Here is a 24,641-nt window from a genome sequence, read left to right as displayed (position 1 = left end):
AGCGACGAATCATCGACCCAGGAGACTCATGCAGCGCATCACCCTAACCCCACGCGACAACTGGCAACAAAAAGTCGAGTCCGTCGGCCTCACCTTCCACACCCTCGAAAACGGCACACCCTACTGGGACGAGTCCGCCGCCTACAACTTTACCGCCGCCGAGATCGACACCCTCGAAGCCGCCGCCAACACCCTCCAGGAGATGTGCCTCGCCGCCGCCCAGCACATCATCGACCAGAAGCGTTACGCCGAACTCGACATCCCCGACTTCGCCATCGAAGCCATCGAGTGGGCCTGGAACAACGAGCCGCCCGCGCTCTATGGCCGCTTCGACCTGAGCTGGGCCGGCGCACAAAGCGGCAACGCACCCAAACTACTCGAGTACAACGCCGACACTCCCACCTCCCTCCTCGAGGCCGCAGTCGTTCAATGGCACTGGCTTAAGGACATGCCGACATCACTCGTCTCCGCCAAGCCCGATCAGTTCAACTCCATCCACGAAAAGCTCATCGCCAAGTGGAAAGACATCGACCCCTACCTCTCGAAGCCCGTCTACTTCGCCGCACTCGACAACCCCGAAGACCAGCTCACCGTCACCTACCTCCGCGACACCGCCCAGCAAGCCGGCCTCGAAACCCTCCAGATGTTCATGAGCGAGATCGGCTGGAATGACGAGCAGCAGCTCTTCCTCGATCCCGACGAACATCCCATGTTCTCCATCTTCAAGCTCTATCCCTGGGAGGCTATGCTGCAGGAGGAGTTCGGCCCACACGCCATCGACACCTACCCCAGCACTCGCTGGATCGAGCCCATCTGGAAGATGCTCCTCTCCAACAAGGGCATCCTGCCCATCCTCTGGCAGCTCTACCCCAACCACGAGCTGCTCCTCGAATCCCACTTCGCCGAATCGCCTTTGGAGGCAGCCCAGGACGCCGCCCAGCTACCCAACTACGTCCGCAAGCCGCTCATGTCCCGCGAAGGCGCCAACATCACTCTCGTCCGCGAGGGCACTAACATCGCCACCACGCCCGGCCCCTACAATGGCAAACAGATTATTCAGGCCCTCGCCCCCGACGCCGTCTTCGACCATCGCCACACCGTCCTCGGCCTCTGGATGATCGACCAGGACTGTTGCGGCCTCGGCGTCCGCGAGTCCTTCAACCCCATCACCGACAACCTCAGCTCCTTCGTCCCGCACTTATTCATTTAGAAGATCATGTCCTGCCGGACGGGCCTCCTGCGCGGATAGCGGTCACTTCGTGACTCGTATACCTTGTGTTGTTGAGTGGAAAGCAACGGTCCTCCCGCTGGTCGGAATAAGGATTGTGCCGACCAGCGGGAGGCCCCCATACCTTCCTGCCAAGACCGGTACACACGTCACGAAGTGACCGCCCGAATCGGGGTCCCCACAAACAGGTCTTCGTTTGTGGGGACCCCGAGCGCAGTGGACCCGTCCGGCACGACATGCAGTGACATTGGTCCTTTAAACCAAGCAAAATCGTGTCAAGCCCCCTATCCTCCTAACCCCAACTCAAACAACAACATCAACGTGGCGCATTAGTTTCACCCAATCCCGTAAAATAGAGAGAAGTACACACAAAAAAGCCGTCCCACCGGCCAAACCGTCCGGTAGATTGCCTAACTCGTTTCGTTGGACGAATTTAGCCGTAACCCATTTAGATGGACGTATTTAGCGTCCACCCCTTTCGCTATCTAAATGAAAACAGACAACTTGCACGCGGGTATAGGGGGAGGGGGGTACCCCTCCTGCAAAGCCGCACTGAACCGATACCGAACGCAGAGGTCAATCTTGAAGATCGTTCTCGCCGAAAAAGTCTCGCCAGCAACCCTAGCCGTCTTCCAGCAGGAACCCGGCTGGCAGATCGTCACCCCTGACCAGATTAAGAACGGCCTCGCCGCAGAGCTAGCCGACGCCGACGCCCTCGTCATCCGCTCCGCCGTCCAGGCCGACGCCAAGCTCCTCGAGTCCGCCCCCAAACTCCGCGTCATCGGCCGCGCCGGCGTAGGCGTCGACAACATAGACACCGACGCCGCCACCCACCGCGGCATCGTCGTCATGAACACCCCCGGCGCCAACGCCGTCGCCGTCGCCGAACTCACCCTCGGCCTCATGATCTCGCTCGCCCGCTCCATCCCGCGCGCAAACGCCACCATGCACCAGGCCAAGTGGGACAAAAAATCCCTGCAAGGGCAGGAGCTCCGCGGCAAAACCCTCGGCATCGTTGGCCTTGGCCGCATCGGCCTTGAAGTCGCTCGCCGCGCCGCCAGCTTCGGCATGACCATCCTCGGATATGATCCCTTCGTCGCCCCCGTCATCGCCCGCGAGAACAACGTCACCCTCGTGCCCATAGACGACATCTTCAAATCCTCCGACTACCTCACCCTCCACGTCGGCCTCACCACCCAGACTGAAGGCCTCATCAACGCCACCTCCATCAAGATCATGAAGAAGGGCGTACGCATCATCAACTGCGCCCGCGGCGAACTCATCGTCGAACAAGCCCTCGCCGACGCCATCAAATCCGGCCACGTCGGCGGCGCAGCCCTCGACGTCTTCCACCAGGAGCCTCTCAAAGAGTCGCCCTTCTACAACCTCGACAACGTCCTCCTCTCCCCGCACATCGCCGGCGCGACCGACGAGGCCCAGGAGGCCATCGGCATCCAGCTCGCCATGCAGGTCCGCGACTACCTCAAACTCGGTGTCGTTCAGAACGCCGTCAACCTGCCCTCCCTCTCGCACGAGGAGTACAAAGAGATCGCTCCCTACATCGAGATGGCCGAACGCCTCGGATACTTCCTCGCCCACGCCACGCCGGGCAACTTAGAGAACATCCAGATCACCTACACCGGCCGCATCGCCTCCGGCAAGACCGACCTCATCCGTAACGCCGCCATCGCAGGCATCTTCTCGGGCGCCGACGGCGGCAGCACCGCCAACCGCATCAACGCCGCCGCCATCGCAGCCGAACGCGGCATCCGCATCCAGGAAGACAAGCGAGAGTTCACCGTCGGCGGCGCAGGCTCAGTCCTCAAGATCGTCCTCCACTCCTCCGACGGCGACGCCAGCGCCTCCGCCACCGTCCTCCACGGCACCTCGCCCCGTCTTCTCAGCTACGACGGCATCGACATCGAGGCCCCCCTCCACGGCACCCTCGTCGCCATCCGCAACCACGACGTTCCCGGCGTCGTCGGCCGCATCGGCACCATCCTCGGCGACCATGGAGTCAACATCGCCAACTTCGCCCTGGGCCGCGCACACTCCACGCAGAGCCAGCGCGTCCCCCAGGGCCAGGCCCTCGCAGTCGTCCAGATCGACGTACCCAAGGCCGCATCGGCTACCGCCGCCGTCGAAGCTCTGCGCAAAGTAGAAGCCATCGCCAGCGTTCGTCTCATCGAACTAGGCAAACTCTAACGCTCCATCACCGGATGAGGCCTGAACCGCATCCTCAAGCCTCATCCCGCATCCCATCAAGTAAGGAAATAAAGAAAGAACAACATGCCGCTCTACGAATACGAATGCACCACCTGTCTCAAGCACACTGAAAAAATCCAGAAGTTCTCCGATCCCGAGATCACCGTCTGCCCTCACTGCGGCGGCCATCTCGAACGCGTCATCTCTGCCCCCGCGATCAGCTTCAAAGGCGGCGGCTGGTACGCCGACGGCTACGGCAACGCCAAACCAAAGTCCTCGAGCGATGGCAACGGCTCAGGGTCAAGCGCCGGAGATTCGAAGTCAGCCGATTCGAAATCCACCGACTCCAAGTCCAGCGACTCCAAGTCCGGTGATTCCAAGTCTGGTAGTTCGAAGTCGAGCACCGACTCCAACTCCTCGAGCGGCAGCTCTCCAGCAGCCACGTCCGCCCCGGCAGCGCCTGCAGCAGCTTCCTCGTCGTCAGACAAGAAGTAGCCGCGCAGGCGCTCCAGGCTTCGGTTGATGGCAGCGGCTTCGCTTATGGCACCGGCTTCAGTTGAATCTCGCGAACCAGTTCGCTCGAGACCACCTCTGTGCTTTCCGCCCTCATCCTGAGCACCTCTGCTCTCTTCTCGGGCGAGCCATACACCTTGGCAATAATAGGTTCGGCCAGATCCGCGGACGTATCCAGTACGGCCATATTCTTGAAATGAAGCACATACATTACGTCCCACTTCTCCGGCCCCTCGAAATTCACTGAGGTCATAATCGAGTATCCCGTGATGATGCCAGCTGCTTTCTCGGCCTCGAAAACCTTAGGCGCATAAGCAAACGCTTCGTAAAACTCCTTGGTTTTTCCTGGCAATATCCGGAGCTTCACAGCCCGAACGACTCCTGTATGACTGTAATACTGTTGAGCTAGTCCGCTAACCGGCATAGCAGTGAGTACCAAAGCGACGAAACAACGTGCGAACGCCTTCATGGTCGTACCTCATAGATTTTTCTGTGTGGGAGCCCGCCCGAAAGCTTACACCAGTTTCCCAGCGCTGAACATCAGCAAGTCACCTCGTGATTCGTTCCGGATCCCGAACAAGCTCATCTCTTTCGGCCAAAGCAACGTCTGCTCTCAATTGAGGGCAACGCCACATTGTCGACAGCTGCGCAAGATACCGCTTCGCGCTCCAGCCAACTTCAGCTATCCTCGCTCTAACTCCACGTCATCGTTCCAGCCACAAGCAGCTCTGCCTCGGACATTCGGCACCGCTTCCGCGCATCCGCATCGATATTCCCACCGACGCAAGAAGGATCAAGCACAATGGAGCAAACCGTCGCCGAATCCGAAGCCTCCCTCGCTCCCGCTCCCGGTCTGCGCGCAAACATCCTCTCGCCGATGGAGACGCTCGCCCAATCCATCTCCACCATCGCTCCCACAACCACACCGACCATGACCATCCCTCTGGTCTTCGTCCTCGCCGGCAACGGAACCTGGCTCGCCTACCTCTTCGCCACCGCTGCTATCCTGCTCATCGCCCTCTGCGTCAGCCGCTTCGCCCGCTACACCTCTTGCTCAGGCTCGCTCTACACCTACGCAACCTCCTCCCTCCCACCAGCCATCAGCGGCATCGCCGGCTGGGCGCTCCTGCTCGCCTACATCACCACAGGAGCCTCCGTCGCTGGAGGCTTCATCAACTACGCCAACGTCTTCCTCCTCTCGATCACCGGCAAGTCGGCTCCAACCTTCCTGCTCGCATTACTCTGCGTCGGCGTCTCCACCTTCATCGCCTACCGCGACGTACAAGTCTCTGCCCGGCTGATGCTCTGGATCGAAGCCATCTCCGTCGCGCTCATCGCCATCGTGCTCGCGCTCCTGCTATGGCACAACGGCCTCCACATCGACCACGCCCAACTCCACCTCGAAGGCGTCACTCCCTCCGCAGTCCGCCTTGGTGTAGTCCTCGCCCTCTTCAGCTTCGTCGGCTTCGAGAGCGCCACCACTCTAGGAGCCGAAGCCTCCAACCCGCTCCTCACCATCCCCCGCGCAGTCATCCAGAGCGCTGTCTTCACCGGCCTCTTCTTCATCCTCTGCGCTTACCTCGAAACCCTCGGCATGCACACCGCCCACCAGAACCTCGGCGAATCCACCGCCCCCATGCGCGTCCTCGCCAACCTCGCCGGCGTCACCCCCCTCGGCCCCTTCATCGACTTCGGCGCTCTCGTCAGCATGTTCGCCTGCACCCTCGCCTGCATCACCGCAGCCGCCCGTGTCCTCATGCGCATGGGCCACAACGGCATCGTCCACCAGAGACTAGGCTTGGCCCACCCCAAGAACGCCACCCCAGGCGCAGCTGTCCTCGTCTCCGGCACCCTTACCGCGCTCCCTGTAACGTTCCTCGCTCTCCGCGGCATCGCAGGCACCGACATCTACGGCTGGATGGGCTCCCTTGCCGTTTACGGCTTCCTCACCACCTACGGTCTCGCCGCCATAGCGCTCCCTCTCTACCTCAAGCGCAACCACCGCCTCACCAGCACTTCGCTGATCCTGTCCACCGCCACAGCGCTCGCGATCATGCTCGCGCTGGCCGGAACCCTCTACCCCGTCCCCGAGCGTCCTTACAACTGGCTACCCTACGTATACCTCGCTTACATCCTTGGAGGAACGGCCTGGTTTGCCCTCACCACCCGTCGCAGTCCTCCGCAATCTAATAGCTAGCCGACCAACGGGAGGCCCTCACACAGTTATCCAACTAAGAAAAGGTACACAAGTCACGAAGTGACCGCCCCGCGCGCAGCGGGCCCGTCCGGCAGGACAACCAACAGAATCAATCCGGATGCAGCATCCGAACCGCAATCTCTTCCACGCGCTCCATCGTGATGCCGTCCCTCTGTTCCTCTGCCAGAGGATGGTCCTGATCCACAACTGTAAAATACGGCCTCTGCCCCACCGGTTGCGTCTGCACGCTCACTTCAAGGTTGTATGTATCGCCGAACACCGGCAACTGAGAGTTCAGCCAACCAGGAAACGGTGCTTCCTTCTCTCGTCCTTCAACCGCCCACAGTTCATTGGTCCGCACAAAGTTCTTTGGACTCACCTCAGCCCAGATCCCCCAAACAAACGGCTCCTCCAACCCAATCACAGGCACCAGAATGCGCCCGCGTAGATAGAAATCTTTACCATCAACAACGCACTGATCAGGAGTAATCACCACTCGCTGATCCAACTCCTCCACCGCAATCGCACCAACAGCCAGCGGAGCTTTGACGCTATAACTCAACGACAAAACATGATGCTCGCCACATACGCTACAACCAAACCCGCTCTCTGACTTAATACTCATCTCTCCATCATTCCACATCAGAGAGCATCTTCACGCGAGAGCGATCTCTGTCAGGGAACCTTTACTCCTCACCAATATCCTCATTCCAAACCTCAGGCTTCTCTGCGATAAATCCTGTTAACAGATCCGAACACTCCTGCGAATCGAGATCGATCACCTTCACTCCATGCTCCTTCAGCCACTCCACCCCACCAGAAAAGTTTCTGCTCTCCCCTACCACCAGGGTGCGAATCCCGAACTGCCGAATCAGCCCACTGCAATACCAGCAGGGAGCAAGCGTAGTCACCATCACCTTGTCCTTGTAAGTCCTCTGCCGCCCCGCCCGTCGAAACGCATCCGTCTCTCCATGCACCGACGGGTCATCCTGCTGCACCCTTCGATTTCTTCCCGACGCCAACAACTTTCCATCCCCATCAAACAACGCCGCACCGATCGGAACCCCACCCTCGCTCCGACCGATGCGGGCCTCCTTCAGCGCGACCTCCAGCATTGCGCGATACCTCTCCACTTCCGTCATCCTTACCCTTTCTTCGGTGGCGGCGGAACCTTCTTCCCTGCCTTCCGCGCCTCTGACAAACCAATCGCAATCGCCTGCTTCGGATTGGTCACCTTCTTGCCACTGCGACCACTCTTCAACGTACCCTTCTTCATCTCGCGCATCTCAGTCTCAACGTTCTTGCCGGCCGAAGGACTGTACTTCCGCGTCGAACTCTTCTTTGCCGCCTTCTTGGCCGGAGTCCTCTTAGACGCTTTCTTTTTCGTTGCCGCCTTCTTTGAAGCCGTCTTCTTACTCGCCGACTTCTTTGCCGTTGCCTTCTTCGTAGTCATAGAGTTCCTCCTCACACTAAGAGTCCTCACGACCACCGCAACGTTGCATCACCAAACCATCACAGCACCTCAAACGATATCAAGCCACGTCAGCGATTTCGCCTTCTTCGCCACACCACGATTCCCGCCAAAATCCCCAAAGCTGCTACCCCGACAACTCTCAACGTCACCTTCCGTATCCACGAGGGAGTCCGCTCCAGCGACCCATCCTGCCAAGCCGCGTGCACCAGCTTCAGATCAGCCGCAAACCCAGGAATCGTAATCGAATCGAAATCCGTGACCGGCAGAGACCCGAAGATCCGCGCCGGCTCAGGCGCCCCACCTTCGCGGTCTTTTGGAATAGCCTTGATCAGTTCATTGATCTCCGCATCACGAGGATTATCAAACAACGCGCCATCCGCCGTGTTCGGAAACAGCGTGTCATTCCCCGTCATCTTCCTCTCAATCGCCGCCACACCATCCTGGCACACGCCCAGCGGATAGTATCCGCCAAACGGAAGCTCCGGACGTGCCAGATGTTGATGCATATACGCAATCGCCATCTTTCCCACTAGCCGCGTCACCTCCACCGCATCCGCATCGCGATACTCATGCGCATGACGCCCCAGTACCCACGTCTGATCCTGCGTATCCATAGTACGAAACTCCGCCTTGCCGTCGATGCCGAAGTACCAACTTACATTCGCATTCACCTTCGGCCCGCGAACCTCCCACTCGTACTCAGCATGGCTCACGGGAACCAGCAGCGGACGCCTCGTCCCCGGCACGCGAATCTGCGAGTCCACCCAGAACGGCATCATCACATCCTGCCCCTTGTAATGAAAGTGTCCGAAGTTGGCAAAGTACCGCGCATCGGCCACCACCACCGTATGTCCGGTAGTCATCAGCGCTTTTACAAGCTCCTGCGGCGTCTTCGCGCTCTGACCTTCAATTGTAACCGTAACAGGAACAGAATTATCCAGCCCATTCAAACTCAGCCGGTTCAATAAATTCGCCAGCCGCTGACTCTCAGCATGCATCGGGGCAAGCGTTGAATTGGCGCCATCCCCTCTCACCACGCCGTCACCAAGCTCGCTCACCAAACCATCCGTAGTGAAACCCGGCAGCTTCGACGGAGCATCCAGACTCACCTTCTCAGCCTTATCCAACCCATACTCACCGAGATCGACATAGTCCTTAATCTGGCTCGCAGTTACTGCGCTCTTCGTAGAACCCGAACCCACGGGCGTTCCGGGGTGCAGAGCCGCGACATCCGTCACACTCTGATCCTTGGCAACCACGCGACTGGCGACTCTTACCGTAGGATTGATAGCCTGCATCGTCCAACCAGGAAACCGATCCAGTCCCTGCCAGTCCTTGCCGAGGATCAACTCGCGCAGCCGCTTCACCAGCGCTGGCGTCATCAGCGCCGGGCCCTTCTTCCCGTTCTTATCCAGCTGCGCGAGCATCGCATCCGTGAATCCCGGAGTAGCCGAAAGCTCCCGCATCATCTGCGACAGCATCACCGTATTCGCCGGCATCGGCTCCTCCGGCACAACATACGGAGCATCGCTCCGGCACCCAAACAGAGCAAGCAGAATACTCACACACACCCCACGACAAACACCTTTGGATAAAAGCCACGCGCATGCATCCGCCCATTAAACCCTACGCCGCGCGTCCTCAAGAACTTAATTCAACTCAAACTGCCAGGTCAGACCGAGGCTACGGAATCGCGGCCTGAATCGCCCGGCGAACCTCGTCTCGATACAAAACTTCAACCTGCATAATTCGATCATTGACGACATCAAGAATGATCGTTCCGCTCTTGGGTCTATCCCAACGCATCCAGCTTCTTCGCCACCAATTCATTCAGAAGCGCAGGATTAGCCTGCCCTTTTGACAGCCTCATCACCTGACCAACAAAGAACGCGGCCACCGTCTTCTTCCCCCCGCGATACTGCTCCACCTGCTTCGCATTCGACGCGATCACCTCATCGATCATCGCCTCAATCGCGCCCGTGTCCGAGATCTGCTGCGGCTTCTCCCGCTCGTACACCACAGGAAAATCCTCGTTCTTCTCAAACGCACTATCCAGCAACTGCTTCAGCATCTTGCTCGACAACTCCCCCGACTCCGCCAGGTCAGCCGCCATCACCACACCAGCCATCGACACCGGCGACTGCTCCAACTCCAACCCCGCAGCCCGCAGCCGCATCGTCAACTCGCTCGTCAGTAACGCCGCCACGCGACGAGGACTCTTGGCCTTCTTCGCCGCGTCTTCAAACTTATCTGCAAACTCACGCGTCGCTGTCAACGTAGCAGCATCCTGCGCCGAAATCTCATACTCGCGAATCATGCGCTCTCGACGAGCTTCGGGCAGCTCAGGCATCATCTTCAGAATCTCCGCCTGCCACTCCGCACCAACCACAAGCGGCGGCAGATCCGGCTCCGGAAAGTACCGGTAGTCATGTGCCTGCTCCTTACTCCGCATCGAGTAAGTCCGCCCCTCCGCGTTATTCCAAAGCCGCGACTCCTGTACCACCCGACCGCCGTCTTCCAGCACCCCAATCTGCCGCTCGATCTCGTACTCCACCGCCGCGCGAATATACCGAAAGCTGTTGACGTTCTTCACCTCAGCCTTCGTGCCGTATGCTTTAGCCCCTAACTCCGCCGCATCCTTCTTTAGCATTACGCTGACGTTGGCGTCGCACCTCAGCGAGCCTTCCTCCATGTTGCAGTCGCTCACGCCGGTGTAGAGCAGAATCTCCTTCAACTTCGTCAGGTATTCAAACACCTCATCCGCAGTTCGCAGATCAGGCTCACTCACAATCTCCACCAGCGGCGTCCCACACCGGTTCAGGTCGATATAGGTCTTCGACACCGAATCTGCAAACCCATCGTGAATGCTCTTCCCAGCATCTTCTTCCATGTGCAGCCGGGTCACACCGATCCGCTTGGTCACAGCCGCGCCACTCGCATCAAACGCCGGCACCTCAATCCATCCGTGCTCCGCAATCGGCTTGTCGAACTGCGAGATCTGGTATCCCTTCGGCGAATCCGGATAAAAATAATTCTTCCGCGAAAAAATACTCGTCTCGCGAATCTCGCAGTTGATCGCCTTCGCCGCCAGCACAGCAAACTCCACGGCCCTGCGATTCAACACCGGCAACGCTCCCGGTAACCCGAGGCAGGTCGGACAGCAATGCGTATTCGGCTCGCCACCGTATTTATTCACGCATCCGCAAAACGCCTTCGACTTCGTCAAAAGCTGAACATGAACTTCCAGCCCAATCACAGGCTGGTACTTGGCAAGAACGTCGGGCGAAAGCGCAGTCAAGGTAGACATGGTCTATCTCGATTCTACCAAGCATGTCCTGCCGGACGGGCCCACTGCGCTCGGTCCCCACAAACGAAGACCTGTTTGTGGGGACCCCGATTCGGGCGGTCACTTCGTGACGGGTGTACCGGTCTTGGCAGGATGATGGGCATGGGGCCTCCCGCTGGTCGGCACAATCCTTATTCCGACCAGCGGGAGGACCATTGCTTTCCACTCGACACCACAGGTATACGAGTCACGAAGTGACCGCCCTCCGCGCAGGAGGCTCGTCCGGCAGGACATCGCCACGAAACAAGCTACTATCGGAAGCAAATGGAACCCATCACCCACCTCATGACCGGCGCCGTCCTCGCCCGCTCCGGCTTCAACCGCAAAGCCGCCTACGCCACCGCCACAATGACCCTCGCCGCCGAAGCTCCCGACCTCGACACCCTATGGTCCATCCGCGGCCCCATCGCAGCTTTCCAGCATCACCGCGGCTGGACTCACACCCTCCTCGGTCTGCCGTTCGAAGCTGCATTGATCGTAGGCGCCATCTGGCTCTTTCACCGCTGGCGAAGCCGACGCAACGAAGCCCCGAAACAAACCGACCCCGCGTTGCCCTACGACCCCACGACGACCCCGCTGCCCCGCCACCACGCCCCCGTCCGCTGGGGCCTGCTTTATGGCTTTTCTCTCATCGCCCTGCTGAGCCACCTCCTGCTCGACTGGACGAACAACTACGGACTGCGCCCATTCTTTCCTTTCAACCCCCATTGGTACGCCGGCTCCATCGTCTTCATCTTCGAACCCGTCATCTTTCTCCTTCTGCTCCTGGCTCTTATCGCGCCCTCCCTCTTCGGGCTCATCAGCAGCGAAGTAGGCGCTCGCAAACAAGCATTCCGCGGACGAGGCTGGGCCATCTTTTCCCTCGTCGCCATCGTCGTCCTCTGGACCCTGCGCTTCGTCGAACACGCAGAGGCCCTCCAACTCGCCCAATCCACCGACTACAACGGAGCCCGCGTCTCCCGGGTCTTCGCCAGCCCCTACCCCGTCAACCCTTTCCATTGGCAGACCGTCGCCGAGACTCCACAGTTCTACCAGCTCGCCACAGTCGACACTCTCAACAGCGTCGTCGCCACCAGCACTCAGGCCGACATCATCTATAAGCCCCCCACCACAATCGCCACCCTCGTAGCCAAGCGCAGCTGGCTCGGCGAAGCCTACCTCGACTGGTCGCAGTATCCCGTAGTCACCGACATCGGCACGAACGAGGAAGGCCTCACCGCCGTCACCTTCCGCGATCTGCGCTTCTTCTACGACACGCCGTTCCTGGCCGGCCGCGAAAAGCCCCCACTCTCAGGAACCGTCTACCTCAACGCCGACCGCCGCATCGTCCGCATGGACATGGACGGCCGCACCCAGCATTAGCAACTTGAAACCACGCTAATTCTCTTCCACCGGAAGCGTCGTCCCCCGCCGCCGGTCGAACACCTTCCGCAACACGTACACCAGCAGCAGCACAATCAGAATGCCGCTGAACCCCAGCACATACGCAAGGTGTTGATGAATCGCCCGCGTAATCGTATGCAGAATCGCAGGCCCATACGTGATCGTGATAATGGCCCAGATCAAAAATCGTATGAACTTCCCGAGACAGATCGCACTGAAGAACCACAGCATCTTCATCTCGAACACGCCCGCCGCAAATTCAAACAGCTTCACTGGCGTAGGCGGAGGCATCATCGCCGGAATCATGATCGCGAGAAACTCCTGCTTTTCAAACCGGTCCCGCATCTGCTCATATCGTTGCCGGTTGATGCGTTTGAGCAGAAACAGCTCCCCGCCCGCGCGTCCTAGGTAATACGGCAACAGGCTTCCGACGGCAGAGCCAACCGCCGCCATAAAACAATAAAGCAGAAAACGGGACTTATCGTGGACCACATAGTCGATCAGCAGCGCATCGATCGGCACCGGAATCGCCGCCGAATCGATCACCGCCAACGCGCCGATACCCCACACGCCAAGCGGCTTCAGTGCCGCAAGCATCACGACATTCAATTTATGCAGAAGTGCAACGGGAGAGATCTTCACGGGGTTCTTCTCATTCTAATTGCCGTCAGTCCTTCCATGCTGATCGCTCTCCGTGAACGCATGATGAGCCGTCCGCCCCGCCAGCAAGTCCAGCGCATGCGGCAACACCTCCAGAATCGACGCGAGCGAACTCCTCGCGCCCGAAGGACTCCCCGGCAGATTCACAATCAGCGCATCTCCCAGCGTCCCGCAAACAGCGCGGCTCAGTGCTGCCAGCGGCGTCTGCAGCAGCCCATCGGCTCTCATGCGCTCCGATAACCCGTCAACCAGCCGTTCACAGACCATCCTCGTAGCCTCCGGCGTCACATCGCGTTTCGCCAGCCCCGTCCCTCCGGTCGTCACAATCAGGTCTACAACTTTCGCGTTACGTCTCAACGCCTCAGCAATCTGGTCGACCTCATCCGGCAGCATCTCACTCAACACCTGCCCCACCCCGGCATCCTCAAGCAGCTCGCACACCGCAGGTCCCGATAGATCCATCTGTTCCCCACGGGAACAGCGGTCGCTGATCGTCAGCACTACAGCACGAACATCAGGCGCAAATCTTAGAGTCACCCTCCCAGTCTACGGTTTCACCTGTCTGGCCGAAAGTTCCCGCAAGCGCTTCTTTTCCCAATCCAAGCATCAAAGATGAGAAAATAGAGAGGACTATGCAACCCGGTGCATCATACCGGGAGCATAACGATCCATCCCGCACGAAACTTTCGCCTCCCGAAGCCGTCAGACCACAGAGCCCATGCCTTCACTCGAGACCCCGCCCAAATCCGCACCGCCCAACCAGACCCCCAAGGTGCGCACCGGCCGCTACGGCGAACTCGAGGAGCACGAACTCATTCACCTGCTCGACTCCCTCGACGACGAACGCTCCAAGGCCCGTTTCCGCGAGTCCATCTACATCTCCATCATCATCTACCTGGCCATCGGCTGGTTCCTCTTCTACGGCCCCCGCGTCCTCTTCCATCAGCCCCGCCTCATCAGCCCCGTACAGGTGCTCAAAGAGCGCGACCAGCAGCTAACCCGCCTCGAAGACCCGACTAATCTCTTCAAAATCGCACCCAAAACCCCCAAGGCGCGCCCACCGCAACCAGTCGTAGACGAGAAGATGTTGAAGCAGCTGCAGGCAATGCGTAAGGCCGCCCCGCCTACCCCAGCCGCTCCCGCGCCACCAAAACCCACACCTCCCGTAACTCAACCGGCGCCCCCACAACAGACGACTCCGCTTCCCCCCGCCCCACAGCCTCAGCCTACCCAGCAGCCGGCCCAGCAGGCTCTCGTAGAAGCACCAAAACCAGTCCCAACCCGGCCAAACTTCGGCAATCCTAATCAGACCGCTGGCGACGCGATCCGCCAGGCCGCCCAGGGTGCAGCTCGCGACCATGGCAGCGCCGGTGACTCTGGCGGTCAATCCGGCGGACGCGGCGGTATGGGCACCGGTGCCGAAATTCTCTCCGACACCCAGGGCGTCGACTTCGGCCCCTACATCCGCCGCATCCTTCAAGACATCAAGCGCAACTGGTATCCCCTCATCCCCGAAGAGGCCCGCCCGCCCCTCAACAAACAGGGCGAAACCCTCATCCGCTTCACCATCCTGCCCGACGGCCGCATCGCCGCCATGAACCTCGACGGCAGCAGCCAGGATCAGTCCATCGACAGAGCCTGTTGGGGCGCCATCACCGGAGAGGGCCAGTTCCCCCCACTCCCGGCCAGCTTCCACGGCCCCAAACTCGAACTCCGCATCGACTTCCTCACCAACAAACCCCTCCCGTAACCGCATCTGTTACAGGAGAGCGCACCAGCTCACCCAAAAAACTCTATCCAGTTAATTTGCTTGCCACTGGTTCAGCGAGTGTAAGAAAACGTGCCGCATAGATCCGTTGAATTTGCGATCTCAGTCAACGTGAAAACGGGCATCTTTGGTCCCGAGAAAAATGCGACCTTCAAGGAACGCCCAGCAACATAAGTCGCCATCCACTGCACATCCTCAGTGCCGCACAAAGTGTTCTTATGCAGAAACTTCTTCGCAGCCGGGATGTTCAGCCTGTAGAGGTTGCCACTCCCGCCCGCCCTGCTATCTGCGTCGAACACAGCGCTCACCTCGCCCGGCTCCAGCGAACGTATCTGCGCAATCACAAAGCCAGTAAAGTTGATCGACATCTTCTCGCCGGCGAATCCGATATCGCCCGTAATCGACTGTGCCGTAGAACTCTCCGCACGCCAGTACCCTTTTTCCTGTGCCACCGCAAAAATCGAACAGGCCAGCACTGACCCAATAATCGCACCGACTATCTTCTTCCGCATCATCTCTCAAGGATCACACTCAAGCTGCCGTTTGAGCAACTGCAGCCCGCAACGCCGGCGCCGCCTGCCCCATTGATGCGGTCTCATCGCATGAATGGGCCATCGCGCCAAGGCGCGATCCGCTCTCCTCAAGCGGCTCACTCCAAACACAATCCGCCATCATCTATCATCAAAAAAGACGGCCACCACGATCGCAACTCCACTCCAACACGAACGCCGCCGCCAGATTCGCGGACTCCTCACGCTAGCCGCAATCATCCTCCTCTTCAGCGTCCTCCGCGCCGGCGTCCACCAGCTCTTTCACCCCGGCTGGTGGCGCCTGTGGTGAACCCACCCGACCACCCGCTCATCGTTCTCGTCGGCCCGACCGCCAGCGGCAAGACCTCCCTCGCCATTCATCTCGCCCAACAGTTCAACGGCGAGATCATCAGCTGCGACTCGGTAGCCGTCTACCGCGAGATGGAGATCGGCACCGCCAAGCCCACCCACGAAGAGCGCGCCCTCGTCCCCCACCACATGATCGACATCGCCTGGCCAGACGAACCCTGCACCGCCGGAGACTACAGCCGTCAGGCCCGCGAGGCGCTCGTCGGCATCACCGAACGCGGTCATCTCCCCATCGTCGCCGGGGGCACCGGCCTCTATCTCCGGGCCCTCACTGACGGCCTCTTTCCCGCACCCCCACAAAAGCCCGGCCAGCGCGAACGCCTCCGCAACATCGCCTCCACCCGCGGCCCGGCATATCTCCACCGCCTCCTCACCCGCCTCGACCCGACCGCAGCAGCGGCCATTCATGCCAACGACATCGCCAAAGTCGTACGCGCCATCGAAGTCTCTCTCGCGACCGGCCACAGCCACAACGCCAGCAAACGCACTCCTATGACCGAACAGTGGCAACAGGGCCGCGATGCCCTCATCGGCTACAGCATTCTGCGCCTCGGCCTCAATCCCGCCCGCCCCCTCCTCTACGAACGCATCAATCAGCGCGCCGCCGCTATGTTTTCCGATGAACGGCACGACGGCGGCCTCATCGAAGAGACCCGTCGTCTCATCGCTCGCTACGGCGAAGCCTGCCGCCCTCTCACCTCACTCGGATACGCCGAAGCCTCTGCCGTCCTCCGCAACCAACTCACCTGCGAGCAAGCCGTCTCCCAGGCCCAGCAAGGTCATCGCAACTACGCCAAACGCCAGCTCACCTGGTTCCGGCGCGACGCCGACATGCACTGGCTCCCAGGCAGCGGCGGCGACCCCGACATCGCAGACCAAGCCCACCGCCTCGTCTCAAAACATCTTCGCGAACAAGAAAAAGCTCACCCGCAAGGATGAGCTTTCTCCTAAGAATCCTTCCTATCAGGAAGGCTGAATCACCAAGTTATCGGCCAGCTTGAACCGCACAATCGACTCAGCTGGAATCTCAATATCCCGATTCCCGGTCAACCCGCTGATGAGCGTTCCGCCGCCACCACCAACAAGGCCGCCAACCAGCAGCCCAACGCCACCTGTCGCAAGCCCGCCCACGAGCATGCCCGCTCCCGCTCCGCCTCCAATAATCGCCGCCGACCGCTTGCCCTTGCCCTTCTTCGTCCGGGTCAAATCAGAAGTATCCAGCGCATATCGAGATCCGTTCAGCGTGAGATAGGTCAACCTCAACTCCAGAATGGAAGACCCTTTGAAGTGCCCCCGTCGATGGGAGGCGACCACCACACCGCTCACCGGCGTACCTCGCGGAATCACAACGCGGTCACCCCGCCCAACCACCGGCTCTTCCACCTCTCCGGTAAACCGGTCTCCAGCATGGCTGGTCTTCACACTGATGTGCTGATTGATCCGAATCGTCAGGTTCGTCCCTGCGGCGATATTCACGTCCGCCGGCCGCACAATCGGCGCGCCCCCCGGCGCAGGCACCGTCACCGGCTGTCCTGACGAGTCCACCTGACCCGGCGCAACCGGCTGCCCTGTAGCCGTTTGATCAGCAGGTGGTGCACCCGCCTCGGGTGCACCGGGCGCAGTAGCAGGAGTATTCGCCGCTACCGGTGCCTGTGGAACCGGGGTGGTCGTAGTCGTCGTAGCCTGGGTCGTCTGCCCAGGGGCCGGCGGCTGCACTGTAGTGGTCGTCACATTTCCATTGCTATCGGTGGAAACCACCTGCTGTGCCTGGCCTGTAGCCGCGGCCTGCTTCTTGGCCTGATCAATCGCGGCGTCCTGCTTCGACTTACACCCAGCCAGTATCACCAGCGCCAGCATCATCGTGCCAACGGTCTTGCTCGAATATTGAAGGTTCATCGTGCCATCCTCGTTCTTGGTTCGGAAGTGAGCTTCAGCGACAAAAGGTTACCGGCTGCAGATCCGCTAACTTCGTAAGATGCTCATTCCCCACCAAAGACCACCCGGCGACAAAAGGTTTAAGATAATTTCATGACCACCGCAGCCGCCAAACGCCCCCAGCTCGCCCATCTCACCGCCCAACTCGACGACCTCCGCGAGCGCGGCACCTTCTTCAAGCTGCGCGTACTCGACGACCAGCAGGCCCCGGTCTGCACCTACGACGGGAAGCGTGTCATCAACCTCGCCTCCAACAACTACCTCGGCCTCTGCAACCATCCAAAGCTCGAAGAAGCCGCCATCGCCGCCACAAAAAAATACGGCGTAGGCTCCGGTGCCGTCCGTACCATCGCCGGCACCATGCACATCCACATGGAGCTCGAAGAAAAGATCGCCGACTTCAAAGGAGTCGAAGCCTGCGTCGTCTTCCAGTCAGGCTTCGCCGCCAACGCCGGCACCGTCTCCAGCATCCTCGGCAAAGAAGACTTCATCCTCTCCGACGAACTCAACCACGCCAGCATCATCGACGGCGCACGCCTCTCTCGCGCAAAGATCAAAGTCTTCCGTCACAAGGACATCGCCCACGCCGAGCAACTCCTGCAGGAAGTCCAGAACGAGCCCGGCCGCAAGCTCCTCATCACCGACGGCGTCTTCTCCATGGACGGCGACATCGGCCCCGTCGACAAGCTCGCCGGCCTCTGCGAAAAGTATGGCGCCATCATGATGGTCGACGACGCCCACGCCTCAGGCGTTCTCGGACGCAATGGCCGCGGCTCCGTCGATCACTTTCACGCCACCGACAAAGTCGACGTCCAGGTCGGCACCCTGTCAAAAGCCATCGGTGCCCTCGGTGGCTACGTCTGCGGCAGCCGCGACCTCATCGACTACCTCTACCACCGCGCCCGCCCCTTCCTCTTCTCCACCTCGCACCCACCCTCGGTCGCCGCCACCTGCATCGCCGCATTTGACATATTGGAGAATGAGCCGGAACGCATAGCCCGCCTCTGGGCCAACACCGCCTACTTCAAGCAGCAACTCACCAGCGCCGGCTTCGACGTCGGCGGCAACACCACCCCGAAGAGCGAAACTCCCATCACTCCTATCATCATCGGCGACGGTCGCCGCACGATGGACTTCTCCCGCGCCCTCTTCGACGCCGGAGTCATGGCCACCGGCATAGCCTTCCCCACCGTCCCCGAAGGAAAGGCCCGCATCCGCACCATCATGACCAGCGAGCACACACGCGAACAGATCGATCAGGCCCTCGAAACATTCACCTCAGTCGCAAAGAAGACGGGCATCCTTCAAGCCTGAAGACGCCGGACGAAACCTCTTCGCGCTCAATCCCCGGCGAAGACCCGCGGCACGCGAACGTTTTTAGTGAGCCGTCTCGCTCGTCGGCGCGGAGGGTTGAGTCACAACAACATCCGGAGGAAGACGATTCTTCTGAAAATGCCTGATGACGTCCGGGGCAAACTCAATCAGAAGAGCGCCGAAGGTGCCCTCGGCAGTCACCAGGAAACCCTGCTCGATCGTCAACCCGAATCCCCGATCGTCCTTCGGGTAGTAGAGATTTGAGATACCGCCCGCCGCCATGTTCCCCAGCAGATTCGAGAAGTTCGGCTGCCACTTTCCGTTATCGCCCTTGCAGCGAATCGTCGTACTCACCGCATACCAGAACCGATTCTTGACCGGTCCCGTTCCCATCCGAAAGTAGCGTGCGTCCTGGTGCAGCAGCACAGGAAAAACTCCGTTGCCAAGAATAGTTCCGTTGAACTGGTCGGTGAACGCCGCGCCGAAACGCTTGCCATAAGCATCCCAACCCTGCTGATAGCCTTCTTTCATATACTGCACTGGATTGGTGCCAGGAATCGGATCGGTGCTGGAGTGCGAGTTCTGCGCCTGTCCGATCGCCGACGTAAACAACGCCAGCCCAACCTGGTACGGATCGATCGCACTCCGGAACGATGCCCGCATCTTCTGTCCCGGAGTCAGAGGAAGGTTGTTGCCATCGAGCACAGCGTTGAAGTTCGGCACGACGACACCGATTCGCTGGTGAAGTTCCTTCTGGAGTTCCTCCTCCGAGGCGCTCTTCTTCTGCTCATCCGTCATTGGCTTCTTCGTCGTATCCTCCTGCCCAGACGAAGTCGACTGCACCGGCGTCGCCTGAGCTTGCGCAGTCTGCTTCTCATCCAGAGTGGAAGAACTATATCCGGCCGCGTTGTCTGCGATCTCAACCGGCGCTTGCGGCACCGGCGCATCAGGCAGCGTCGCCTCAGTCGGAACGGCACTCTGCGAGAACAGCGCTGGAGCTGCGATGACTAGGAATGTCACATTAAGAACGAAAGGCAGAATACGGCGGGAAAAAACAATCACTTTAAGAGTCTACCTGACGGTATTGCAGCAATCCGCGCATTAGAACCTGCGCGACCGTGCTTCTGTTTGATATTCATGGCATCCTCTCGCTGATTGTCAGCGCTAACCTGCTCAGCGAAAAGAGCTCTAGACAGGAATCAAAGCTGGCACTCACTCCTGCACTCAACTACTTAGGGACTAGCGTCAGGTGTATAGACGAGCTATAAATCCTCCCGCCTACAGGCGATGAAAGAAATTGTGCCCGCAGGGTGAAAGCTCTTCGCCTGCTCGAATCAGGCATCTTGCGCCCCGCCTTAACGTCTCAACCATCCCGGGATGATCAGCTGGCAAACAAACAAAACTTCAAAGCGTATTGGAACAGCCAGGCACGCGCCTGCGACTCCTGTCACCTCAGATTCTTATCAAAAAACTTCACCGCCATCTCCGACACGGTCCCATGCACCTTCTCGCGGTCAACTCCCGCGGCGTCTCCGCAATACACACCGAGCTTCGCCTTTCCCGCATCCGTGCATGTATCTAAAAACGTGTAGTGCGCCACGCCATCAGGCAACACCGTCAGGTGCGCGTTCGGCATCAACGCCAGCAATCTCCCCGCGTTCGTCGCCACTGGAGCAATCTGATCGGCCGCTCCCACGACCATCGCCACCGGAATCGTCACCTCCCGAAAACCATCCGCGTCGAACGCCTGTCCCACCCCCGGCGCTATCGCAAACACAGCCCGAACCCGCGGATCACGGTAGCTCGCACCTCCGCGCGCCATCGACTCACCACTGCTCGCTCTCACCTTCTTCAGCATCTGCTCCGGGTCGCCCATGCCCTTCATCTCCGGCACCACGCACTTGTGCAGCGTTGGGTCTGTCTCACACGCTTTGAGAAATCGCTCCTGATCCGTGCGCGCACCCGCCAGCTCCAGCACCGTATAGCCGCCAATGGAAAACCCCGCCGCACCAATCCGTGCTTCATCGACATGCGGCCCAAACGTCGGATCCAGCAACAGCGCATCCAACGCATCACTGATATCCGTCGCCCGCTCCCACCACAGCACAAACCCCTCTGCCGTATAAGACTCCAGCGCGTTATTTCCCGGATGATTCACCCCCACCGCAATGAACCCATGCCGCGCCAGCACCGTGCCCAGCCACGCCAACTGCATCGCCGACCCACCCGTGCCATGCGACAGCATCACCACTGGAAACTTCACCTGCGAATTCGCAATCGGAGCATTTAACACCGCTCCACCCGCCAGAAACAGCGGCCCATCCAGTGGCCCAATCACTTGCGGCTCCTCATACAACGTCCCATCGGCATTCGCCGGATACCAGATCGTTGTCACCAGCGCCTCAGTCTTCGCGCCGCGCCAGTTCCGCGCATGCCCCGGCTTGAACACCCGAGAACTCTCTCCCACTTCATACGTAGTCGCGGCGAAACCTGTCCGTACACTCGCCATCGCCATCAATACCAAGATCAGCGCCGCACTTCGTCGCAAAATTCTCATGCGTCACTATACGAAACAGCCCTCCCTAGGTTCCACACACTTCCATCCCCATCTCTCCCGCCCCGTCGTCCTGGTAAGCCACCTTGTTGTCACGGCTCCAAGCCCGTCGCCATTACGCAACGCTCCATCGTTGTCATTCCGTAGCACTAAGCAACCGCCCCATGGTTGTCATTCCGCAGCGCAGCGGAGGAATCTGCTTCCGTCACCCGGCCCCCACTCACCCCGCTCCGTTGACGTCGATCCCGTCTGGTTTTATGTTGAAACTGTCCCTCGCGAGGCCGGACCCGCCGGTCTCTACCTATACCGCTAACCACTTCGCGGCGGCGTGGACGGAGGAGTCAGCGACCCATACTCTCGTGAGGACAACCATGCCTAATCTAAAAATCGTCTACCTCGAACTGCCAGCTCAGGATCTAGCAGTAAGCAGGAACTTCTACGCCAACCTCTTCGGCTGGACCTTCCAGGACTATGGCCCCACCTACACCGCGTTCTCAGAGAGCGGCACCGAAGGCGGCTTCAACGCCGACCCGGCCGAACGCACCAGAACCCCGCTACCTGTGATCGAATCGCAAAATCTGGAAGAGACCGAGCAGAGCATTCTGAAGGCAGGCGGCAAGATCACGCTCCCCACCTTCAGCTTCCCCGGCGGCCGCCGCTTCCACTTCACCGACCCCGCAGGCAACGAACTAGCCATCATGCAACGCGAATAGTCGAAACAGCATGCGACACCAACTAAGCCTTGAAGACGACGCGCCCTTCGCTGATCGTAGCCGCAACGCGACCCAGCATGGGCGCCCCGTCAAAAGGAGTATTGCGCGACTTTGAACGACTCTTCGCCGCCTCAAAACTCCACTCCGCCGCCGGATCGAACACCACCACATCCGCAAAGCTACCCACACTCAGCGTTCCACGCCCGTCAAGCGAAACAATCCCGGCCGGCTGCGCACTCATCAACTCGATCACACGCGAGATCGACATTCCGTTACCCTTATGCAGCACCCGCAACGCCAACCCCAGCGCAGTCTCAAGCCCCGTAATCCCATTCGGAGCCCGCTCAAACTCCTGCTCCTTCTCAAACAACGCATGCGGTGCATGATCGGTCGCAATACAGTCCACCGTGCCATCCATCAGCCCGGCGATCATCGCTAACCGATCCGCATCATTGCGCAGCGGCGGATTCATCTTCGCATTGGTATCGTAGTCACCTACCGCCTCATCGGTCAGCGTGAAGTGATGCGGCGCCACCTCGCAGGTCACATGCAGCCCCGCCCGCTTGGCCTGCCGAATAGCCTCCATCGCCTTCGCCGTCGACACATGCTGCACATGCAGATGCGGCCGCAGCCCATCATGCTGCTCGATATCCCGCAGCAGCCGGATATCCCGCTCCACAATCTTCGACTCAGCCTCCACCGTCATCCCGCGCAACCCAAGCCGAAACGCTACCGGCCCCGCGTTCATACTGCATCCACCCGTCAGCCTCGTATCTTCCGCATGCTGCGACACCGGCACCCCAATCCCCGCAGCAGCCACCAGCGCCCCGCGCATCACGCGATCAACCAACACCGGTTTGCCATCATCGGTGAACCCCACCGCCCCGACACGCGCAAGCTCGTGAAAGTCCGTAATCTCCTCACCCAGACTCCCGAACGTAGCCGCCGGCATCGCAAACAGCTTCACCACCGCGCCACGCGCCGCATCCAGCATCCACTCCAGCTTCTCCACCGTGTCATTCACCGGCAACGTGTTCGGCATCGCGACCACACTGGTAAACCCACCAGCCGCAGCGGCAGCCGTGCCAGTCTTGATCGACTCCTTATAAGTCTGTCCCGGCTCCCTGAGATGCACATGCACATCCACCAGCCCTGGCGCGACGATCATCCCCTTCGCATCAATCGTCTCTTTACCTTTGACCGCGCGCAGTTCCCCCGGCATCTCCACCGCAGCCACCCGCCCATGCCGCAGCAGCAGATCCCGCTCTGCATCCACCCCGCTGGCCGGATCGACCAGTCGTCCATTCAAAATTAATATGTCACTCATACCGTTACACTTTCAAATCCGCCTGCACCAAGCGCCCTCACCAGCAGCGCCATCCTGACCGCAAGCCCATTCCGCACCTGGTCTTCAATCGCCGAGTTCGGCCCATCCGCCACCTCGCCCGAGATCTCGAGCCCGCGAATCATCGGCCCCGGATGCATCACCAAAGCCTCCGGCGCCCGCGCCATCAGCCGCTCCTCATCCAGTTGATACCGCGAAATATAATCCCCCAGATCCAGTTCCAGCCCCGCCAGCCGCTCCCGCTGAATCCTCAGCATCATCACCACCATCGTGCCGTTGGAAGCAGTCTGCTTCAAAGCCTTGTCAAAGTCCCGCTCAATCTCCACCGCTCCGCTGCTATCCGCACCGCCCAACCCCAGCGCATCCTCCGGCAACAACTCCTTCGGCCCGCACAGCACCACCCTCGCACCCAGCCTCGGCAGCAGCATTGCATTCGATCGCGCCACCCGGCTATGCAAAATATCTCCCGTAATCACCACCGTAACGCCCCCAAGCGTCTTCCCATTGATCAGCCGGCCACTCATCCCCGGCAATCGCGTCAGCATCGTCCGCAGATCCAGCAGCGCCTGCGACGGATGCTCATGCATCCCATCACCCGCATTCAACACCGGCAACCCCGTCGACTTCGCCAGCAGATACGGCGCCCCCGAGTTCGCATGCCGCAGCACAATACACTCCGCTCCCAGCGCTCGCAGCGTCAGCCCCGTATCCTTCAGGCTCTCGCCCTTCTCAATCGACGAAGACTTGTCGCTCACCAGCGTCGTCATCGCCCCCAGCGACTTCGCCGCCAGCTCAAACGACGTCCTCGTCCGCGTGCTCGACTCATAAAACAGCAGCGCGATCCGCCGCCCTGCGAGTATCTTCGCTCTCTCGGGCGCAGCCATCCGTTCCAGCCGGTCCGTCGCCGCCAGAATCGCCGCGACCTCCTCCACCGCCAGGTTCGCAACCGTCAGCAACGACCCCGCCGCAACCGTGCCCGTCTCTAATATCGTCATCAAATTCATCTTAGGGCCTGGAGCGAATCTCTGTCCTGCCCGACGGGCCTCCTGCGCGGAGAGCGGTCTGGGCAGGAGAATCTTCTCAGTTCCTCGTGTCGCTCGAGATCAA

25 protein-coding genes are annotated in these 24,641 nt (G+C 60.1%); 10 read left to right on the top strand and 15 right to left on the bottom strand.

Going from position 1 to position 24,641, the window contains the following annotated elements; genetic code table 11:
- Positions 1 to 28: 28 nt before the first annotated feature.
- The 3 genes from RBB81_RS06780 to RBB81_RS06770 all read left to right on the top strand — a co-directional run bounded on the left by RBB81_RS06780 (position 29) and on the right by RBB81_RS06770 (position 3,928).
- The gene (locus RBB81_RS06780) at positions 29 to 1,210 is read left to right on the top strand and encodes a glutathionylspermidine synthase family protein (RefSeq protein ID WP_353073155.1); all 1,182 of its coding nucleotides are present in this window, start codon (positions 29 to 31) and stop codon (positions 1,208 to 1,210) included.
- Positions 1,211 to 1,810: 600 nt separating this feature from the next.
- Entirely contained in the window at positions 1,811 to 3,433 is a 1,623-nt protein-coding gene (gene serA / locus RBB81_RS06775; protein WP_183790280.1) for a phosphoglycerate dehydrogenase, read from the top strand.
- Between the two features lie 84 nt (positions 3,434 to 3,517).
- Positions 3,518 to 3,928: an FmdB family zinc ribbon protein gene (locus tag RBB81_RS06770; protein WP_179581238.1), complete on the top strand. Its 411-nt coding sequence runs from the start codon at positions 3,518 to 3,520 to the stop codon at positions 3,926 to 3,928.
- A gap of 43 nt (positions 3,929 to 3,971) precedes the next feature.
- Here RBB81_RS06770 and RBB81_RS06765 read toward each other — a convergent pair whose 3' ends face one another.
- Positions 3,972 to 4,313 (bottom strand): hypothetical protein, encoded by a 342-nt coding sequence (locus RBB81_RS06765; RefSeq protein ID WP_183790283.1) that lies wholly within the window; start codon positions 4,311 to 4,313, stop codon positions 3,972 to 3,974.
- A 435-nt stretch (positions 4,314 to 4,748) separates the two neighbouring features.
- Between RBB81_RS06765 and RBB81_RS06760 the strand changes: the two genes are divergently transcribed.
- Positions 4,749 to 6,143 carry an APC family permease gene (locus tag RBB81_RS06760; protein WP_353073154.1) on the top strand — a complete coding sequence of 465 codons (1,395 nt, stop codon included), beginning with the start codon at positions 4,749 to 4,751 and terminating at the stop codon, positions 6,141 to 6,143.
- 109 nt (positions 6,144 to 6,252) lie between these two features.
- On the opposite strand, the gene RBB81_RS06755 is transcribed toward RBB81_RS06760, so the two are convergent.
- The 6 genes from RBB81_RS06755 to gatB all read right to left on the bottom strand — a co-directional run bounded on the left by RBB81_RS06755 (position 6,253) and on the right by gatB (position 10,924).
- Positions 6,253 to 6,768: a DUF2199 domain-containing protein gene (locus RBB81_RS06755; protein ID WP_353073153.1), complete on the bottom strand. Its 516-nt coding sequence runs from the start codon at positions 6,766 to 6,768 to the stop codon at positions 6,253 to 6,255.
- Positions 6,769 to 6,829: 61 nt separating this feature from the next.
- Complete coding sequence (locus tag RBB81_RS06750) at positions 6,830 to 7,285, bottom strand: nucleoside deaminase (RefSeq protein ID WP_353073152.1); 456 nt, start codon at positions 7,283 to 7,285, stop codon at positions 6,830 to 6,832.
- Positions 7,286 to 7,287: 2 nt separating this feature from the next.
- Positions 7,288 to 7,596 (bottom strand): DUF6496 domain-containing protein, encoded by a 309-nt coding sequence (locus tag RBB81_RS06745; RefSeq protein ID WP_353073151.1) that lies wholly within the window; start codon positions 7,594 to 7,596, stop codon positions 7,288 to 7,290.
- A gap of 89 nt (positions 7,597 to 7,685) precedes the next feature.
- A complete protein-coding gene (locus tag RBB81_RS06740) occupies positions 7,686 to 9,182 on the bottom strand; it encodes a hypothetical protein (protein ID WP_353073150.1) in 1,497 nt (498 codons plus the stop codon).
- Positions 9,183 to 9,300: 118 nt separating this feature from the next.
- Positions 9,301 to 9,423, bottom strand: a complete 123-nt coding sequence (locus tag RBB81_RS06735; protein ID WP_353073149.1) for a hypothetical protein — start codon at positions 9,421 to 9,423, stop codon at positions 9,301 to 9,303.
- On the bottom strand, positions 9,410 to 10,924 hold the full coding sequence (gene gatB, locus RBB81_RS06730) for an Asp-tRNA(Asn)/Glu-tRNA(Gln) amidotransferase subunit GatB (protein ID WP_353073148.1): 1,515 nt from the start codon (positions 10,922 to 10,924) through the stop codon (positions 9,410 to 9,412). Before gatB ends, RBB81_RS06735 begins: the two co-directional genes overlap by 14 nt.
- A 303-nt stretch (positions 10,925 to 11,227) precedes the next feature.
- Here gatB and RBB81_RS06725 point away from each other — a divergent pair, with 303 nt between their 5' ends.
- Positions 11,228 to 12,325: a metal-dependent hydrolase gene (locus RBB81_RS06725; RefSeq protein ID WP_353073147.1), complete on the top strand. Its 1,098-nt coding sequence runs from the start codon at positions 11,228 to 11,230 to the stop codon at positions 12,323 to 12,325.
- Positions 12,326 to 12,340: 15 nt separating this feature from the next.
- Here RBB81_RS06725 and RBB81_RS06720 read toward each other — a convergent pair whose 3' ends face one another.
- Positions 12,341 to 12,988, bottom strand: coding sequence for a VTT domain-containing protein (locus tag RBB81_RS06720; protein ID WP_179581229.1), 648 nt, complete (start codon positions 12,986 to 12,988; stop codon positions 12,341 to 12,343).
- Between the two features lie 15 nt (positions 12,989 to 13,003).
- Positions 13,004 to 13,468: a MogA/MoaB family molybdenum cofactor biosynthesis protein gene (locus RBB81_RS06715; protein WP_246373655.1), complete on the bottom strand. Its 465-nt coding sequence runs from the start codon at positions 13,466 to 13,468 to the stop codon at positions 13,004 to 13,006.
- Between the two features lie 256 nt (positions 13,469 to 13,724).
- On the opposite strand from RBB81_RS06715, the gene RBB81_RS06710 reads away from it, so the two are divergent.
- Positions 13,725 to 14,756 (top strand): TonB C-terminal domain-containing protein, encoded by a 1,032-nt coding sequence (locus tag RBB81_RS06710; protein ID WP_353073146.1) that lies wholly within the window; start codon positions 13,725 to 13,727, stop codon positions 14,754 to 14,756.
- 71 nt (positions 14,757 to 14,827) lie between these two features.
- Here RBB81_RS06710 and RBB81_RS06705 read toward each other — a convergent pair whose 3' ends face one another.
- Complete coding sequence (locus tag RBB81_RS06705) at positions 14,828 to 15,289, bottom strand: hypothetical protein (RefSeq protein ID WP_246373657.1); 462 nt, start codon at positions 15,287 to 15,289, stop codon at positions 14,828 to 14,830.
- 91 nt (positions 15,290 to 15,380) lie between these two features.
- On the opposite strand from RBB81_RS06705, the gene RBB81_RS06700 reads away from it, so the two are divergent.
- Positions 15,381 to 15,614 carry a hypothetical protein gene (locus tag RBB81_RS06700; RefSeq protein ID WP_183790286.1) on the top strand — a complete coding sequence of 78 codons (234 nt, stop codon included), beginning with the start codon at positions 15,381 to 15,383 and terminating at the stop codon, positions 15,612 to 15,614.
- On the top strand, positions 15,611 to 16,612 hold the full coding sequence (gene miaA / locus RBB81_RS06695) for a tRNA (adenosine(37)-N6)-dimethylallyltransferase MiaA (protein WP_353073145.1): 1,002 nt from the start codon (positions 15,611 to 15,613) through the stop codon (positions 16,610 to 16,612). The genes RBB81_RS06700 and miaA overlap by 4 nt, the downstream gene beginning before the upstream one ends.
- 24 nt (positions 16,613 to 16,636) lie before the next feature.
- On the opposite strand, the gene RBB81_RS06690 is transcribed toward miaA, so the two are convergent.
- On the bottom strand, positions 16,637 to 17,569 hold the full coding sequence (locus tag RBB81_RS06690; RefSeq protein WP_353073144.1) for a hypothetical protein: 933 nt from the start codon (positions 17,567 to 17,569) through the stop codon (positions 16,637 to 16,639).
- Positions 17,570 to 17,701: 132 nt separating this feature from the next.
- Between RBB81_RS06690 and RBB81_RS06685 the strand changes: the two genes are divergently transcribed.
- Complete coding sequence (locus tag RBB81_RS06685) at positions 17,702 to 18,922, top strand: glycine C-acetyltransferase (RefSeq protein WP_179581223.1); 1,221 nt, start codon at positions 17,702 to 17,704, stop codon at positions 18,920 to 18,922.
- A 63-nt stretch (positions 18,923 to 18,985) separates the two neighbouring features.
- Here RBB81_RS06685 and RBB81_RS06680 read toward each other — a convergent pair whose 3' ends face one another.
- Together RBB81_RS06680 and RBB81_RS06675 are read right to left on the bottom strand one after the other, a co-directional pair.
- Positions 18,986 to 19,984 carry a hypothetical protein gene (locus tag RBB81_RS06680; RefSeq protein WP_179581222.1) on the bottom strand — a complete coding sequence of 333 codons (999 nt, stop codon included), beginning with the start codon at positions 19,982 to 19,984 and terminating at the stop codon, positions 18,986 to 18,988.
- A gap of 385 nt (positions 19,985 to 20,369) precedes the next feature.
- A complete protein-coding gene (locus RBB81_RS06675; RefSeq protein ID WP_353073143.1) occupies positions 20,370 to 21,470 on the bottom strand; it encodes an alpha/beta hydrolase family protein in 1,101 nt (366 codons plus the stop codon).
- A gap of 377 nt (positions 21,471 to 21,847) precedes the next feature.
- Here RBB81_RS06675 and RBB81_RS06670 point away from each other — a divergent pair, with 377 nt between their 5' ends.
- The gene (locus RBB81_RS06670; protein ID WP_353073142.1) at positions 21,848 to 22,189 is read left to right on the top strand and encodes a VOC family protein; all 342 of its coding nucleotides are present in this window, start codon (positions 21,848 to 21,850) and stop codon (positions 22,187 to 22,189) included.
- A 22-nt stretch (positions 22,190 to 22,211) separates the two neighbouring features.
- On the opposite strand, the gene RBB81_RS06665 is transcribed toward RBB81_RS06670, so the two are convergent.
- Positions 22,212 to 23,516, bottom strand: a complete 1,305-nt coding sequence (locus RBB81_RS06665) for a dihydroorotase (protein ID WP_353073141.1) — start codon at positions 23,514 to 23,516, stop codon at positions 22,212 to 22,214.
- A complete protein-coding gene (locus RBB81_RS06660; protein WP_353073140.1) occupies positions 23,513 to 24,529 on the bottom strand; it encodes an aspartate carbamoyltransferase catalytic subunit in 1,017 nt (338 codons plus the stop codon). The genes RBB81_RS06665 and RBB81_RS06660 overlap by 4 nt, the downstream gene beginning before the upstream one ends.
- Between the last annotated feature and the right edge of the window lie 112 nt (positions 24,530 to 24,641).

Origin of the sequence: Tunturibacter gelidoferens (genome assembly GCF_040358255.1) — a bacterium.
Taxonomy (GTDB): Bacteria; Acidobacteriota; Terriglobia; order Terriglobales; family Acidobacteriaceae; genus Edaphobacter; species Edaphobacter gelidiferens.
Note: the sequence above shows the minus strand (reverse complement) of the source record. Positions and strands in the feature narration are given on the sequence as shown.

Bases quoted from the DNA above. Each gene is read 5' to 3' on its own strand.
- RBB81_RS06715 (WP_246373655.1), bottom strand. From the start codon at position 13,468: ATGGATCTATCGGGACCTGCGGTGTGCGAGCTGCTTGAGGATGCCGGG.
- RBB81_RS06725 (WP_353073147.1), top strand. From the start codon at position 11,228: ATGGAACCCATCACCCACCTCATGACCGGCGCCGTCCTCGCCCGCTCC.
- RBB81_RS06705 (WP_246373657.1), bottom strand. From the start codon at position 15,289: ATGATGCGGAAGAAGATAGTCGGTGCGATTATTGGGTCAGTGCTGGCC.
- RBB81_RS06735 (WP_353073149.1), bottom strand. From the start codon at position 9,423: ATGCGTTGGGATAGACCCAAGAGCGGAACGATCATTCTTGATGTCGTC.
- RBB81_RS06670 (WP_353073142.1), top strand. From the start codon at position 21,848: ATGCCTAATCTAAAAATCGTCTACCTCGAACTGCCAGCTCAGGATCTA.
- RBB81_RS06755 (WP_353073153.1), bottom strand. From the start codon at position 6,768: ATGAGTATTAAGTCAGAGAGCGGGTTTGGTTGTAGCGTATGTGGCGAG.
- RBB81_RS06690 (WP_353073144.1), bottom strand. From the start codon at position 17,569: ATGAACCTTCAATATTCGAGCAAGACCGTTGGCACGATGATGCTGGCG.
- RBB81_RS06660 (WP_353073140.1), bottom strand. From the start codon at position 24,529: ATGACGATATTAGAGACGGGCACGGTTGCGGCGGGGTCGTTGCTGACG.
- RBB81_RS06760 (WP_353073154.1), top strand. From the start codon at position 4,749: ATGGAGCAAACCGTCGCCGAATCCGAAGCCTCCCTCGCTCCCGCTCCC.
- RBB81_RS06685 (WP_179581223.1), top strand. From the start codon at position 17,702: ATGACCACCGCAGCCGCCAAACGCCCCCAGCTCGCCCATCTCACCGCC.
- gatB (WP_353073148.1), bottom strand. From the start codon at position 10,924: ATGTCTACCTTGACTGCGCTTTCGCCCGACGTTCTTGCCAAGTACCAG.
- RBB81_RS06770 (WP_179581238.1), top strand. From the start codon at position 3,518: ATGCCGCTCTACGAATACGAATGCACCACCTGTCTCAAGCACACTGAA.
- RBB81_RS06745 (WP_353073151.1), bottom strand. From the start codon at position 7,596: ATGACTACGAAGAAGGCAACGGCAAAGAAGTCGGCGAGTAAGAAGACG.
- RBB81_RS06700 (WP_183790286.1), top strand. From the start codon at position 15,381: ATGGGCCATCGCGCCAAGGCGCGATCCGCTCTCCTCAAGCGGCTCACT.
- RBB81_RS06665 (WP_353073141.1), bottom strand. From the start codon at position 23,516: ATGAGTGACATATTAATTTTGAATGGACGACTGGTCGATCCGGCCAGC.
- RBB81_RS06710 (WP_353073146.1), top strand. From the start codon at position 13,725: ATGCCTTCACTCGAGACCCCGCCCAAATCCGCACCGCCCAACCAGACC.
- RBB81_RS06750 (WP_353073152.1), bottom strand. From the start codon at position 7,285: ATGACGGAAGTGGAGAGGTATCGCGCAATGCTGGAGGTCGCGCTGAAG.
- RBB81_RS06780 (WP_353073155.1), top strand. From the start codon at position 29: ATGCAGCGCATCACCCTAACCCCACGCGACAACTGGCAACAAAAAGTC.